The organism is Microcoleus sp. B3-A4 (assembly GCF_036705385.1).
Taxonomy (GTDB): Bacteria; Cyanobacteriota; Cyanobacteriia; order Cyanobacteriales; family Microcoleaceae; genus Microcoleus.
Window position 1 is genome coordinate 25,292 of the sequence record NZ_JAUBUI010000031.1, and the last position, 14,172, is coordinate 39,463.

The following is a 14,172-nucleotide window of genomic DNA, read 5'->3' on the forward strand; positions in this document are numbered from 1 at the left end:
GATGTTTTTTCTTTCAATCGGCGATCGGCGGTTGAGTTTAGGAACCGCTCGACCGCGAATTAATTTCCTCCAAAATTTTATCGACTCTGTTAGCCGCTTGAGTTCTGCCTTGCTTGATAAATAACTCCTTAGCTTTTGTGAGGCTGGCTACGGCCTCGGCTTGGTTTTCCTGGCCTCCTTGTTGGTACAAACCGACTCCTAAATTGTTTAAAGCATCGGGATATCGATCGTTAATTTTAACGGCTTGTCTCCACTGAACAATTGCCTCTGGCAACTGCCCCTGACTTGCCATTGCCACGCCTAAATCGTTGTGAGCTTTGGCGTGCTGTGGGTTGACTTCAATTGCTTTTTGGAATTGAACGATCGCGTCGCTCATTTTACCTTGCCCCGACAGCATAGTTCCCAACTTGTAATAAGCATCCGCTTGTTTGGGATAGCGAGCGATTAGTTGCCGGTACAAAGCTTCGGCATTGACAAGATTCCCTTGACCGTAAAGGTCGTTGGCAGTTCTCAAGCCCACCGTGTAGCCTTTACCTACAACTTGGCACTTTTTCTCAGAGTTGCCTTCCTGCTTGCAAATCCTGAGTTCGTCTCCCTTCATCTCGTAGGACATAACTTCCCGAACAGCAGGGCCTCGGCGCGGTGGCTGCAAGTTCTGCGACTGCAAGTTTTGCGAAAGTTGCAGGGCGATTGGATCGGCCCAGGCCGGTTGGGCTGCTGCGGCATTCCAGATTCCTGCACCCACCAAAATGCTTGGGGCAATCCACCTCAAAGGTTTGAACAAGCGAAACTCTCGATCGTTTTTCATGTCTTTTGTGGAAACGTGTTGTTGATATCCTGGGTTTCACTAGCGCCGTGAGAGTCGGAGCAGATCGGGGCCCACCCGATGAAATAGTTAGTTATTAACAGTCGAGATATTTTAACACTGTGTGGCCGAGTTTGAGTTAAATTAGAGTAGAATTCCGATCGATTCTCAGTCAACCTTAGCAGGAAAATAGAAATGGGGCAGTCTATTCTTACCATGCTCTTTGCGCTCATCCTCGGCTACGCTGTTAACTCAAGCGTCAAAATAGTCAGCGGTGGCGACGAAGCTTTAGTGGAACGTTTGGGTCAATACAAGCGCACCCTAAAGCCAGGATTCCACTTTATCAGTCCCCTGGTTGAAAAAGTCGTCTGCGTGGACACAAGCCGTGAAAGAGTTTTAGACATTAAACCTCAGTCAGCAATCACGGGAGATAATGTGGCTCTCGAAGTCGATGCCGTTGTGTATTGGCGGGTTGTGAATTTACAGAAAGCTTATTATGGAATCGATCAAATTGAAAATGCGATCGCCAACTTAGTTTTAACGACGTTTCGCGCTGAAATTGGTCGATTGCCAATGCAAGACATCTTGGCTTCCCGAGATGACATGAATAAAAAGTTACTCAAGAAGTTGGACGAAGCTACTGAAACGTGGGGCGTCAAAGTAATTCGGGTAGAAATTCAAAGCATTACACCTCCTAAAAGGGTGCAAGAAGCTATGGAATTGGAGCGCGCTACCAAGAGCGAGTGGCAAGCAATGGTCAATAAGGCGATCGGCACTAAGGAGTACATGAGGCTCTTAGTTGAGGCTTTAGACTCCCATCCGAATAGCACGCAAGTTTTGAATTACTTAGTAACCGAAAAATACTTAGAGGCTCAACAAAAATTGGGCGAAAGCGACAATGCCAAAATTCTGTTTATGGACCCGAGAAATATGTCAGAGGCCCTCAACAATTTGATGGAGTCTATCCCTGATGTCCCTTCGGAAGCTGGCGGCGGCGGGGAAATGAAACTTATGGATACTCCAACTTCTCAAGACTGATATCGGAAGATGGCGTCGGCTACCTGAGAGACATCGCGCATTTCTCTTACATCGTGAACGCGCAAGATATCTGCCGAATTTGCGATCGCACCTGTACAAGCCGCCGCTGTCCCCCAAATTCTTTGTTTCGCTTCTGGCTGATTCAAAATGTGACCGATGAAGCTTTTTCGCGATACTCCGACTAGAATGGGACAGTTTAAAAGACTGAACTTTCGCAGATCTCGCAGGATTTCTAAGTTTTGACTGTAAGTCTTGGCAAAGCCAATACCAGGGTCGAGAATTATGTGAGATTTGTCAATCCCCGCAGCAACTGCCGCCGCAATTCGACTCTCTAAAAATTCCCTAATTTCCCCAATTAAATCCCGATAATCTGTGAGTTTTTGCATCGTCTGGGGAGTTCCCCGAAGGTGCATTAAAATTATTGGCACTTTTAACTTAGCCACGGTTGACAGCATTTCTGAGTCAAAAGTAGCTCCCGAAATATCGTTAATTATATCAGCTCCCGCCTCAACCGCAGCTTGGGCAACCTGCGCTCTGGTAGTATCGACCGAAATAGGAACTGAGCCAAAAATATCGGCTTTTTGTCGCAGTATTTGTACGAGAGGTATAACGCGATCGATCTCCTCTAAAGAGGATATTTCCACTGCACCAGGCCGAGTAGATTGACCGCCAATATCAATAATATCTACCCCCGATTTTACCATATTTTCCGCTTGCGCTAAAGCCGATTCTATGGTATCGAAATCTCCACCGTCGCTAAAACTGTCAGGGGTAACATTCAAAACGCCCATTAAATAAGTGCGTTTTCCCCACTCGAAAACTTTATTTCTAATTGTAATTTTTTTGATGTTATTTTTCATATCAAACCCGTTGGCATTGGAATTATGTAGTGCGAGCTTCCCCCTCGCGATTTGGGTAGCGAGCTCTTAAGCTCGCACTGACATCATCCAAATTATTATTCCGATCAGTTAGAGCATGGGCAGCAGATGTGCCAGACGCACATTGACACCAAGTTCTTCGCAAGCACCGGAGCCAGAGCGAACGGCAGAAAGCATACTCAGCCATTCATAGCATCCCTGCCAAGGATAGATAACTGCTGCACCACCCCGCACAACGCGCTCGCCATTACTACTATTCCCACTAAGCCAAGGTGAGCCATCTGAGGGAGCGCCTTCATAGTTGTCGTGCCAAATGTCTGCACAGATGTCGCCGTGAAATCCCATGTTCACCAAGCCAAAGCGGTTGCTGGCGGCATCGTTGGCAACTTTATTGTTGAAATTTTCTACTAAGTAAAGGTTTGACAAATCGTTCCCCCAGAAAAACAGTGTTGTACTTCCTGCACGGCAAGCATATTCCCACTGCGATTCAGAGGGAAGAACGTGTCCAGAGGCTTGTAACAAAGCTTCTACTTCCTCGATAGATAGATATGCTACCTCTGCATTAGGCATGGGCGACCCGTTCAAATAATCTCTGTATAAGAAGTTGCTCTCGTCAACGGAAATCAACTTATTGGCTTCGCTCCAGCGCAAGGGAAAACGCGCCAAGAGAAAGGGAGCAAGGTGTACTGGATGAACAGGATGCCAAAAGTTACTGTTGATGAAGCTGTCATTAATAATATCTACTACATCTTGTTCATCGTCTTCTATTAGTTGTCTGCGAAGCTCGACCAGTGCCTGCTTCTGGGTCTCATCAAATCCCATCATGAAGGTGCCACCAGGTATCAGGAGAAACACAATACCTGTTGCTTTTTCGCGTATAGAGAAGATACGGATGGGCTGCTCTGAAGCATAGGTTTTCGCCTCAGCCACTTCAAAGCCATTGAGTTGCCAAACAAGGGCATTGACAATCTCGTCTTGTCGAGCCTTGCTTGCCGTAGCCCATTGCGCTGCATTATGAAGCTCTTTCATGGCCGTTGGGTGAGGAGGAAGCAAACTTTCTAACTAAATTGAAGGAAGTTGCAATCCCAAAAGGTGGTTAGTTGCCCCATCATCAACTGGTACAGGAAGATTTTCGGCTAACTGGTAGAGATTGTCATTTCTCAACATCAAAAGTCCCGGTACAACCACCACTTAGCAATTACCTATTAGCAATTACCTATTACTGATAATTGACAATTCGAGCAAAACTCGCAGCTTCCAAACTAGCACCGCCAACCAAAACCCCGTCAATCTCCGGCTGAGCCATGACTTCATCAATATTCTCCGGTTTGACGGAGCCGCCGTACTGAATTGGCACGTCAGGATTAGTCAATTTACTGCGAATCAAACCAATAACTCGGTTAGCTTCCTTTGTTTCGCAAGTATCGCCAGTGCCGATCGCCCAAATCGGCTCGTAAGCAATTACCAACTTATTTTGGTCAACACCAACCAAATCTTTTTCCAATTGAGAAAAAATGTGAGCTTCTGTTTCGCCTGCATCTCGCTGCTGCTTGGTTTCCCCAACGCACAGAATCGGAATTAAATCGTATTTCTGAGCAGCTTTCAGCCGCAAATTCACCGTTTCGTCAGTTTCCCCAAAATATTGGCGCCGCTCACTGTGGCCGATGATGACATAACGCACACCAAGTTCACTGAGCATTGGCCCGGAAATTTCCCCAGTAAAAGCTCCTGACTCTTGCCAGTGGACGTTTTGAGCACCGAGTCTGATCCGGCTGCCGTGCAAATTTTTCGAGAGGACAGCCAAGGAGGTAAAGGGAACGCAAAGCACGACTTCCCGTTCCTCTGGGGTTTCGGTCAGGCAGGACATAAATCCTTGAAGAAACTCTAGGGATTCAGCCCTAGTTTTGTACATTTTCCAGTTGCCAGCAATAACTATTTTCCGCACGGGTGACTCAGTAGCTCTGTGAACATCAAAATCAGGCAACTTATAGTTTAAAGCTTTAGCGTACATTTCGAGCCCTTATTGCCCAAACTCAATGCGAGCTTGCTCAACTAAGTCAACGGTGACGACTTCGGTTTCGGCTTCGCGGGCCAACTGCTCGATGCGGACGCGAGCTTGTCCCCGGACAAAATAGGGAATATTTTTCAGCTTCGCCTTGGCTTCTGGCGTCCATTTTAAATCGTCGGAAAATTCGGAATCGGGCATGGCGTATTGAGCGATCGACTACAAGCCTTCATGGATCTGGCTTTGATGGAAAGCCTGGATGTATTAAATTTACCATGAATTGCGATCGGGCCACACCTTCTCACTCTGCCTTAATTTTGTTGCTTAAAATAGCCGAGGCTTCTTGTAAAAGCTGATTCTGCTCTTGTCGAATTGCCTCCAACCTTATCAAAATATTAGCAATTCGTTCCTGAGACTCTAAACTGTTTGATTCAACTCCCCTCAATTGTAAAGCTGAATTATTTTTGTCTTTGGGATTCTTTGAAACCAATGAGTTTACAACCACTCCACCCAGATTACTTACAGATTTAGAGCTGAGACTCAAAACCCCTTGCATAAATTTTAATGGGATTTGCAGAACAAATAACAATCCTTTTGCAAAAAAGTTACCTAAAGCCTGTAATAAACTCCTGATAATCAATAGAAATAGCACCACCATTACTAAAGATATCCACGGGTGACTCACCAACCAGAAGACTACAGGGTGCGAATCCATCCAAGTTTTAAACATACCATCGATACCACTTTGAAGGGCATTGGAAGTGGCATCGCCCATAATTCCTGCCTTTTGAACGCTATCTTCTAATGAAGCCTTAGCCTTTTCTGGAGCTTGAGTTACACTCTCTACAGCTTGGCTAGTGCTTTGATTCAGAGTATTGACGGCCGAGTTAGTAGTTTGATTAATAGTTTCTTTAGCAGTTGCCGCCGAGTGAGAAACTGCATCAACAGCTTTGTTGGTAGTTTCACTGACGCGACTAACGGCTTGATTCGCGACTTCAGATATAGAAATCCTCGCTTTTTCGGTTTGATCCGCTACAGTACCTAAAGCATTATTCGTAGCTTGATTAACAGCATTCACGGCAGAATTCGTAGTTTGAGTGAGAGCTTCTTTTGCCTGATTCGCAGATTCGGAGAGAGAAGATTTAGCTTGTGCGGTTGCTTGTGAAACCGAATTAACTGCTTTTACGACTTTTTCTGTAAAAAATTCTTTCGTTTTTTGAAAGCTTTGAGAAACATCAGACAGTGCTACTTCCATAGTAAGTGACCTCCATTAACTTAACTTACTGTTTCCAAGTGATTATAGTATAGCTTCTGTTTTTAATAGCGGGATTTTAGCCAAAAATTGAGCGATAAATAGAGCTAAAATATATAGGGTAAGGTTTTTAGGCTAATCTCTTGGCTGAGGGAATTTGATGAGAGAAACAGTTTGGACATCCATGCTCCCATACTTTGAAAGATGGTGCCAACGCTTTGACGATGTGTTCCCCACTCAAGCCCAAAGACAGGAGTTTAGACACTATCTGGGGGGATTATTGGGAAAAAGGAGAGAAAAAACCTATCCCAGCTCGCGCAGAACGCTGTAGATATTTCTTAACAAAGCTTACGCCATTTTGCAGTCAGAGCTTCCTAGTGCGAACAAACGCTCAACCAAGGGCGAAGCTATACGCGCTCGTGTGACCATCAGATGTATTCCCCAAAAATAAAGCGGGCGATCGCTCAAAGATGAGGTAGGAATTTGATGCACCTGAAAAAGCCGGAATTAAGTTGAGAAATATAGCATATTATCCGATCGGCGATCGCGGGAGAACGGGCGATTGTTCGAGGAATAACGGGCGATCGTCCGTTAAAGCTCGCTCGGCGTTGTAAAAACTGTTTAACGCCCCCAAAAATAATTACATACCTACATAAATTAGCGCGGCTTACCAGGCTTTATATCTCCGAAAAAAAGCGAGAAATTTTAAGTAGACTGTGGCTGTTGGTTTAACAAACCCGACGCTGCCTAGGATGTTGTTGCGGAAGCTTAGCTGGTGTATTATTTCTGATATATTTGCCACAATTTAACTTTCCCTCCCAAGATCAAAATATGCTAGGCTAGAATGTTTCCACAGCTTAAGATACACCATGACGTATGTATCAATCATTAGAAGAGTCAGCCATTTCGACTAGCCCATCTACGGAACCGTCCTCTCTAATTCTCATAGTGGATGACGATGCCTTGATTCGTTTGCAACTTCGACTGTATTTACAGAAGGAAAAATACCGAGTGGTGGAAGCTAGTGATGGGTTGACAGGGCTAGCAGCTTATAAGGAAGTAGATCCAGACCTGATCCTGCTAGATGCAGTGATGCCTACTATGGATGGTTTTGCTTGTTGTCAAAAAATATCTGAAGTGCCTGAGAGCGATCGCCCACCTATTTTGATGATTACTAGCTTGGAAGACAAAGAATCTGTCGATCGAGCGTTTGCAGCAGGAGCGGCTGACTATATCACTAAGCCGATTCACTGGGCTGTTCTGGGACAGAGAGTGCGGCGGTTGATTCAGCAATTCCACTTACAACAGCAACAAACCCTAATTTACAAGCAGCTAGAGGCCGCCAATCGACAATTAAAATACCTAGCCTCAATAGACGGTTTGACTCAGATTGCCAATCGCCGTCAGTTTGACGAACACCTAGATCACGAGTGGCGACGCATGACGAGGCAGCAAACTCCTTTGTCACTAATTTTGTGTGATATCGATTTCTTCAAGCCTTACAACGATACTTATGGACACCAAGCAGGGGATGTATGTCTACAGCAAGTTGCCGCAGCTCTCAATCGCAGTATCAATCGAGCTGGAGATTTAGTCGCACGTTATGGAGGTGAAGAATTTGTAGTGATTTTGCCAGACACAGAGCTTGAGGGAGCCGTACACATTGTTAAAAAAATGCAGGCTTGCATCCAAGATTTAGCAATAGTCCATAAGAGTTCTCCGAATCATTGCATTACGCTCAGCTTCGGTGTTACCACTGTGATTCCCACCCAAGAGAGCCTGCCAGAAACTTTAATTACTGCTGCCGATGCAGCACTTTATCTAGCCAAAGACCAAGGTCGTAATACTTTTTGTACCAAGACTCATACAGTTAATGAGTGAACTCATTAAATCATAAGAGTAAAAACTATGCCTCCCGTAATTGGGAATAATTTTTTCTTAAAAGTTGAGCGAAATATCAAGTCCTGCATCAGTAAGCCTGGGTTTTAGTATTAAAGCTTAAATAATCGGGGGTGCGATCTTCAGGGAAACTGTCAGGTAAATAACAGATCCGCTCTATAGCGCTTTTTTTATCGGAATCAGGTCATATTTAGCAACTAGCGATTATCAAAGTTTATGGGAGGGCCTAGCTAAGTGCGTGATAAAAGATGGTTAGGTGCGATCGCCCTTCTCACTGGTGCGGGTTTTCTAGGCAACTATTTCAGTTTGTCTCTTTTCTTTGGGGTTGATTTCCTCTTTGGCAGTATTGCAATACTGATTATTACTTACTATTTCGGCTGGGGCTGGGGAGGTTTTGCCAGTCTAATAGCAGGCAGCTATACTTATCTACTTTGGCATCATCCATACGCCACCATTATTTTGGTCATTGAGGCTCTGTTTGTAGGTTTTTTTTGCAAGCGTAAACATCGGAATCTCCTTTTATTTGATGGGCTTTACTGGTTTTTAATTGGAATGCCTCTTGTTTGGCTTTTCTACCGTCAAATGATCCACATGGAGGCCGATCAAGTCCTGCTAGTTATGTGCAAACAAGCAGTAAATGGCATTTTTAATGCCTTAGTTGCCAGCTTTATCATTGTTTATGCACCCGTTGATATACAGGTTGGTCGTTCAAAGAAGATCCATGCCCTCTCATTAAAACAAACTATTTTTCATCTGTTGGTTGCTGTTGTCTTTATTCCAGGAGTGCTCCTATTAGTTATTGATGGTAGATACTTGGTCGCTCAAATTCAGACGACTGTGCAAACTGAGTTACAGACAAACGGGAAAAATCTCAGGAGCGATCTATCTAGATGGCATCAGCGACATCTCTTAGCATTGAATACATTAGCGGAAAAATCGCTTATCCCTGAAGCTGCCACTGCTGTTAATCAAGCAATTCAATCATCCGATCAACTGCAACAAGACATTAGCACGATCGAGCAGTGGTTTCCAGATTTCGACAACATTTATGTAGCCGATTCATCTGGCACAGTTTTAGCAGCTTCTCTTCCTTTAAATCAAACACGTCGGCGGTTGATTGAACAAAGCACCGAACATAAATCTCTAATTACCCAGGCTCAAGAGCGGTTGAGACCTTGGATGACTCCTATCCACAACGACTTATTAATTGACGAACCTCATGTAGGATTGAATGTTCCCCTGCAAGTTCAAGGTCATTTCCTTGGGCTGATCCACGGTTCATTAGCATTGAGCCAGATCCAAGCTCTATACATTTTTCAGCAAAACAATCAGCAACTACGGGTTACATTGCTCGATCAAAACAACCTAGTCATTGGGAGTAATCAATCCGACCAAAAGCTTTTGACCAGTGTTCAGGAGTCAAAAGATGGCATCACTCGCACCTTAGAGGGAACCTTGCAGCAGTGGGTACCTAGTAATGTCAACTATCCGATGATCCGTTGGAAAAACTCTTTATATATACAGGAATTTACGATTGACCCAGACTTGAAATGGAGATTACGCTTAGAAATTCCAGCAGCTCCCTATGTAGAAAATTTACAAAATCGCTACAAGACCGACCTGATTATTCTACTCGTCATCACAATGTTGGCATTTTTGTTTGCAACGGTGATTAGCGAACGACTGATCGAGCCGTTATCCTATTTAGCTCGTGCGACCACTGACTTACCCAACAAGCTTTCAGAAGAAACATTTGAATGGAAAGATAGCTCTGTTACTGAAATCAATGAGCTTGCTAGCAATTTTCAATGGATGGCGATCGCGCTAAATCAAAAATTTAGCGAAATTAAACACGTCAACGCTACATTAGAACAGCGGGTTCAAGAACGAACGCAAAGACTATCCAAAATCAATCGATCTCTGAAAGCTGAAATTAAGAGACGTAAACAAGCCGAAGCTGAACTAAGAACAAGAGAGGCCGCAATACGAGCTTTATATCAAGTCACTGCTAGCCAAAATCTCAACTTTGAGCAGCGCATCCAAGCGTTGATTGACATGGGATGTCAGAATTTTGGGCTTGAATGTGGCATCTTGGCTCGCGTGCAAGATAATCGTTATGAGGTGATGGTGGCGCGATCGCCCGATCGAGTCCTGAAACCAGGTGATGCCCTTGATATTAGGCAAACTTTGTGCTGTGAAGCTTTAGACACAAATGAACCCCTAACCATCCAACATACAGGCACCTCAAAATGGCGTTACCATCCTGCCTATCTTGCCTTTGGCATAGAAGCTTATATTGGAACACGAGTTTTAGTTGCAGGCAAAGTCTACAGTACCCTCAGCTTTTCTAGCAAATTTCCCCGTGCAGGCAGCTTTAAATCTGCCCATGTCGAATTACTGAAGCTGATGGCTCAATGGATTGGTAGTGAAATTGAACGGCATGAGGCAGAAGTCGCTCTGCAAGCGAGTGAAGAGCGGTGGGAACTCGCCCTACGCGGTAGTAATGATGGGGTATGGGATTGGAACGTCAACACCAATGAAGTATTCTTCTCGGCTCGCTGGAAAGAAATGTTGGGCTACGAAGACCATGAAATTCCCAATTGCCTGGATGAATGGAGCAAGCGAGTGCATCCCGACGATCTCGGTTGGGTGATGCAAGTAATTCAAGATCACTTTGAGGGCAAAACTTCCTTTTATATTACAGAACATCGAGTTCTTTGTAAGGATGGGAGCTACAAGTGGATTCTGACTCGAGGGCAAGCGCTTTCGGATGAAGCGGGCAGAGTTGTCCGTATGACTGGTTCTCACAGCGATATTACCGAGCGCAAAAAGTTAGAGCAGGAAATTCAAGCCAGAGAGCAATTATTGAATGCTTTCTTTAAAGGAGCTTCTCTGGCAGGAGTGGGGCTATGTATCCACGATCGGCAGTTTCGATTTTTACAAATCAATGAGGCACTAGCTGAAATTAATGGCCACTCTGTAGAGGCTAACTTAGGTAAGACAACTGATGAGATGTTGGGAGAATTTGCTCCTGGTATAAATGCACTGTTACAACAGGTTTTAACGACAGGACAACCTTCCATCAGCTTGGAAATAAGCTCAGAAATATCCAGCCAAAATGGTGCCAAGCGCTACTGGCTCGTTTCTCACTTTCCCATTTTCAAAAATGCAGAGCAGCCTATAGCAGTGGGTTGCATTCTAATTGAAATTAGCGGTCGCAAACGCGCTGAAGCGGAACTGCAACAAATGAGTGGAGCGCTAGAAAATGCCGTAGCAGGCATTTCTCGGCTCGACCCTCAAGGATGCTATATCTTCGTTAACGAAACTTATGCCACCATCTGCGGATATCAGCCAGAGGAAATGCTAGGGATGGAATGGCAAAGAACCGTTCATCCTGAAGATGTTGGCAGGATGGTGGCTGCTTATCAACAGATGTTGAGAGATGGCAGACTCGAAGTGGAAGCCAGGGGGATGCGAAAAAATGGCTCTATGTTCTATAAACAAGTGGTGATGGTCTCTGCTTATGACGAGCAAAATGTCTTTGTGGGGCATCACTGCTTCATGAAGGATATTAGCGATCGCAAGCAGGCAGAAGAAGCACTACAGCGACAGTTGCAAAAAGCCCTACTGCTGAAGCAAATTACCCAAGAAATTCGTCAAAGCCTCAATGCTCAGCAGATATTTGAAACTGCTGCTATTCAGATTGGGCAAGCTTTTGGGGTCAGTCGCTGCTTAATTCGCACATACCTGGACAATCCACAGCCTCAGTTTCCTGTCGTTGCAGAGTATCTAGCACCAGGCTCTGCCCCCAGCGGGGAGCATGACATCCTGGCCGCGAGTCCTGCTTATACAAAACAGTTGATGGCTGGGGATGAAGCGATCGCCTCCCCGGATGTCTATTGCGAATCATTGCTCACCTGTGCTCATTCTATTTGTACCAGTCTCAAATTGAGATCGACATTAGCAGTGCGGACCTCTTACCAAGGAGAACCGAATGGTGCCATTTGTTTACACCAGTGCGATCGCGACCGTCATTGGACCACCGATCGAGTGGAGTTGCTAGAATCCGTCGCGACTCAAGTAGGAATTGCCCTTGCTCAAGCCAAATTACTAGAGCAAGAAACTCGACAACGAGAAGAATTAACTCTGAAAAACTTTGCCCTGGAGCAAACTAGACGAGAAGCAGAAGCTGCGAACCGAGCGAAAAGTGAGTTTCTGGCGATGATGAGTCATGAAATTCGCACTCCCATGAATGCGGTTATTGGCATGACGGGACTGCTGCTCGATACAGAACTCAAGGCTCAACAGCGAGACTTTATCGAGACGATTCGCAATAGTGGGGATACGCTCCTGAGCATCATCAACGACATCCTGGACTTCTCCAAAATTGAGTCGGGCAAACTGGAGCTAGAAAAGCATCCCTTGAGCTTGAGAGATTGCATAGAAGGTGCGATCGACCAACTTGCAGTTAAAGCAGATGAGAAGAAGATTGACTTGGGCTACCTGATCCAGCCTCAGACTCCTAATTTCATTTTGGGTGATGTCACCCGTCTGCGTCAGATTCTAGTTAACTTGCTCAACAATGCGATTAAGTTTACTGAAACTGGGGAAGTTACCATTTCCGTGGAGGCCTCTCTAGTTGATTCTGACAAAACGATTTCTGAGCCAGGGAACTTGTCAGAAAGCTTGTATGAAATTCAGTTTTCCATTCAAGACACAGGCATTGGTATTCCAGCCAACCGGCTCGATCGACTGTTCAAGTCTTTTAGTCAAGTAGATGCTTCGACGACTCGGCAGTATGGAGGGACTGGTTTAGGTCTGGTGATTAGTAAGCGACTTACTGAAACGATGAACGGCACGATTTGGGTTGAAAGCCGAGGCCACCTCGGAGGAACCCCTTCACCAAAATGGCAAGCCGCTAAGCTTAATCGAGTCACAATGGGTTCTACCTTCTACTTCACGATAGTGGCATCCTCTATTGCTACTGAGTTAGCGGAACCGATGGAAATGCTACCAGAACTATCTGGCAAGCGTTTATTAATCGTGGACGACCAGCCCACTAACCGACAAATTCTGACGTTGCAATCAGAGACTTGGGGGATGCAGAGTCGCGCTGCCCAATCGGCTGTGGAAGCGCTCAACTGGCTTCAGAGTGGAGAAACCTTTGATGTCGCTATTTTAGATATGCAAATGCCACAGATGGACGGCCTCACACTCGCCTCAGCCATCCACCAGCATCCTAAGTGCCGCCGTTTACCCCTAGTGTTGCTGACTTCAATGGGCATACCAGAAGCGAGTTCTTCAGCGCTCTCCACTCACTTTGCGGCTTTTTTAAGCAAACCCATCAAACAATCCCACCTCTATCAAATACTGATCCATGTGCTACAAGCTCAACCGACAAAAGTTCAACAGCAGCTCCCTAGATCGGTTCAGGATGATATGAAACTGGCCCAGAGACTCCCACTGCGAATTCTGTTAGCAGAGGATCATCTGGTGAATCAGAAGGTGGCACTGCTGCTGTTAGAGCGTATCGGATACCGGGCTGATATTGCTGCCAATGGATTAGAAGTCTTGGAAGCCCTGCACCGCCAGCCTTATGATGTAGTGCTGATGGATGTACAAATGCCAGAGATGGATGGACTAGAAGCCAGCCGTCGTATTTGTGAGGAGTGGCCCGCTCATGCTCGTCCCTGGATTATTGCAATGACGGCAAATGCTATGCAGGGCGATCGCCAGGTTTGTCTTGATGCTGGCATGAATGACTATATCAGTAAACCGATTCGAGTAGAGGCTCTCATCCAAGCGCTGAGTCAGTGTCCACCCAACCAGGAACCGCAGCAAGCCCAAAAGCAGGAATCAGATAGCAGCAAGCCAGAAATTGATGTGCCAGCGGTTAACCTCACAGAACTGCAAGCCTTCTGTAGCAGCATCGATGAAGATTCAACCCAGATTTTGAGCTTGCTGGCGAACTGCTACTTGGAGGAATCTCTCAAGTTGCTACAAGCTATGAAATTAGCGCTCGCCCAAGCGGATACTCAAAGCCTAAACCGAGCCGCTCATACCCTCAAAGGCAGCAGTGCGAACCTAAGCGCGGCTCCTCTGGCCCAGCTTTGTGCCGCGCTAGAAGTTATGAGTACCTCGGGTGAACTCGATCGAGCCTCAACCCTTTTGGATCAAATCGAGGTTGAGTACGATCGTGTCAAGAATACTCTCCAACAAGAACTACAAAAGAGCGAAACTAATCTATGAAAGTCAATTCAATAGGCATCTTTTGGCATCAGGACTTAGGCAACTG

10 protein-coding genes and 1 pseudogene are annotated in these 14,172 nt (G+C 45.5%); 4 read left to right on the plus strand and 7 right to left on the minus strand.

The features are described 5' to 3' along the window. Positions 1-37: 37 nt before the first annotated feature. Positions 38-808 (minus strand): tetratricopeptide repeat protein, encoded by a 771-nt coding sequence (locus QUB33_RS14515; protein ID WP_333351323.1) that lies wholly within the window; start codon positions 806-808, stop codon positions 38-40. Positions 809-1,000: 192 nt separating this feature from the next. Between QUB33_RS14515 and QUB33_RS14520 the strand changes: the two genes are divergently transcribed. Continuing rightward, on the plus strand, positions 1,001-1,843 hold the full coding sequence (locus QUB33_RS14520; protein ID WP_333351324.1) for a stomatin-like protein: 843 nt from the start codon (positions 1,001-1,003) through the stop codon (positions 1,841-1,843). Here QUB33_RS14520 and folP read toward each other — a convergent pair. From folP to QUB33_RS14550, 6 genes are all read right to left on the minus strand, one after another. After that, on the minus strand, positions 1,834-2,703 hold the full coding sequence (folP, locus tag QUB33_RS14525; RefSeq protein WP_333351325.1) for a dihydropteroate synthase: 870 nt from the start codon (positions 2,701-2,703) through the stop codon (positions 1,834-1,836). The two genes, QUB33_RS14520 and folP, sit on opposite strands and share 10 nt — an antisense overlap. A 108-nt stretch (positions 2,704-2,811) precedes the next feature. Continuing rightward, positions 2,812-3,750 (minus strand): formylglycine-generating enzyme family protein, encoded by a 939-nt coding sequence (locus QUB33_RS14530; RefSeq protein WP_333351326.1) that lies wholly within the window; start codon positions 3,748-3,750, stop codon positions 2,812-2,814. Positions 3,751-3,783: 33 nt separating this feature from the next. Further along, positions 3,784-3,912, minus strand: a complete 129-nt coding sequence (locus QUB33_RS14535) for a hypothetical protein (RefSeq protein ID WP_333351327.1) — start codon at positions 3,910-3,912, stop codon at positions 3,784-3,786. Positions 3,913-3,940: 28 nt separating this feature from the next. Continuing rightward, positions 3,941-4,666, minus strand: a complete 726-nt coding sequence (tpiA, locus tag QUB33_RS14540) for a triose-phosphate isomerase (RefSeq protein ID WP_039887298.1) — start codon at positions 4,664-4,666, stop codon at positions 3,941-3,943. Positions 4,667-4,741: 75 nt separating this feature from the next. Then, positions 4,742-4,927 (minus strand): PCP reductase family protein, encoded by a 186-nt coding sequence (locus tag QUB33_RS14545; RefSeq protein WP_006633749.1) that lies wholly within the window; start codon positions 4,925-4,927, stop codon positions 4,742-4,744. A gap of 100 nt (positions 4,928-5,027) precedes the next feature. Continuing rightward, positions 5,028-5,804 (minus strand): hypothetical protein, encoded by a 777-nt coding sequence (locus QUB33_RS14550; RefSeq protein WP_333351328.1) that lies wholly within the window; start codon positions 5,802-5,804, stop codon positions 5,028-5,030. A gap of 334 nt (positions 5,805-6,138) precedes the next feature. On the opposite strand from QUB33_RS14550, the pseudogene QUB33_RS14555 reads away from it, so the two are divergent. The 3 genes and pseudogenes from QUB33_RS14555 to QUB33_RS14565 all read left to right on the plus strand — a co-directional run. After that, positions 6,139-6,317, plus strand: a pseudogene (locus QUB33_RS14555) (IS701 family transposase); the annotation flags it as partial. Positions 6,318-6,854: 537 nt separating this feature from the next. After that, on the plus strand, positions 6,855-7,859 hold the full coding sequence (locus QUB33_RS14560; RefSeq protein WP_333351329.1) for a PleD family two-component system response regulator: 1,005 nt from the start codon (positions 6,855-6,857) through the stop codon (positions 7,857-7,859). Between the two features lie 252 nt (positions 7,860-8,111). Continuing rightward, a complete protein-coding gene (locus QUB33_RS14565; RefSeq protein ID WP_333351330.1) occupies positions 8,112-14,126 on the plus strand; it encodes a response regulator in 6,015 nt (2,004 codons plus the stop codon). The last annotated feature ends 46 nt before the right edge of the window (positions 14,127-14,172 follow it).

What these genes read in the sequence shown, in the direction of transcription:
- QUB33_RS14515 (WP_333351323.1), bottom strand. Translation starts at nt 808, where the DNA reads ATGAAAAACGATCGAGAGTTTCGCTTGTTCAAACCTTTGAGGTGGATT.
- QUB33_RS14520 (WP_333351324.1), top strand. Translation starts at nt 1,001, where the DNA reads ATGGGGCAGTCTATTCTTACCATGCTCTTTGCGCTCATCCTCGGCTAC.
- folP (WP_333351325.1), bottom strand. Translation starts at nt 2,703, where the DNA reads ATGAAAAATAACATCAAAAAAATTACAATTAGAAATAAAGTTTTCGAG.
- QUB33_RS14530 (WP_333351326.1), bottom strand. Translation starts at nt 3,750, where the DNA reads ATGAAAGAGCTTCATAATGCAGCGCAATGGGCTACGGCAAGCAAGGCT.
- QUB33_RS14545 (WP_006633749.1), bottom strand. Translation starts at nt 4,927, where the DNA reads ATGCCCGATTCCGAATTTTCCGACGATTTAAAATGGACGCCAGAAGCC.
- QUB33_RS14560 (WP_333351329.1), top strand. Translation starts at nt 6,855, where the DNA reads ATGTATCAATCATTAGAAGAGTCAGCCATTTCGACTAGCCCATCTACG.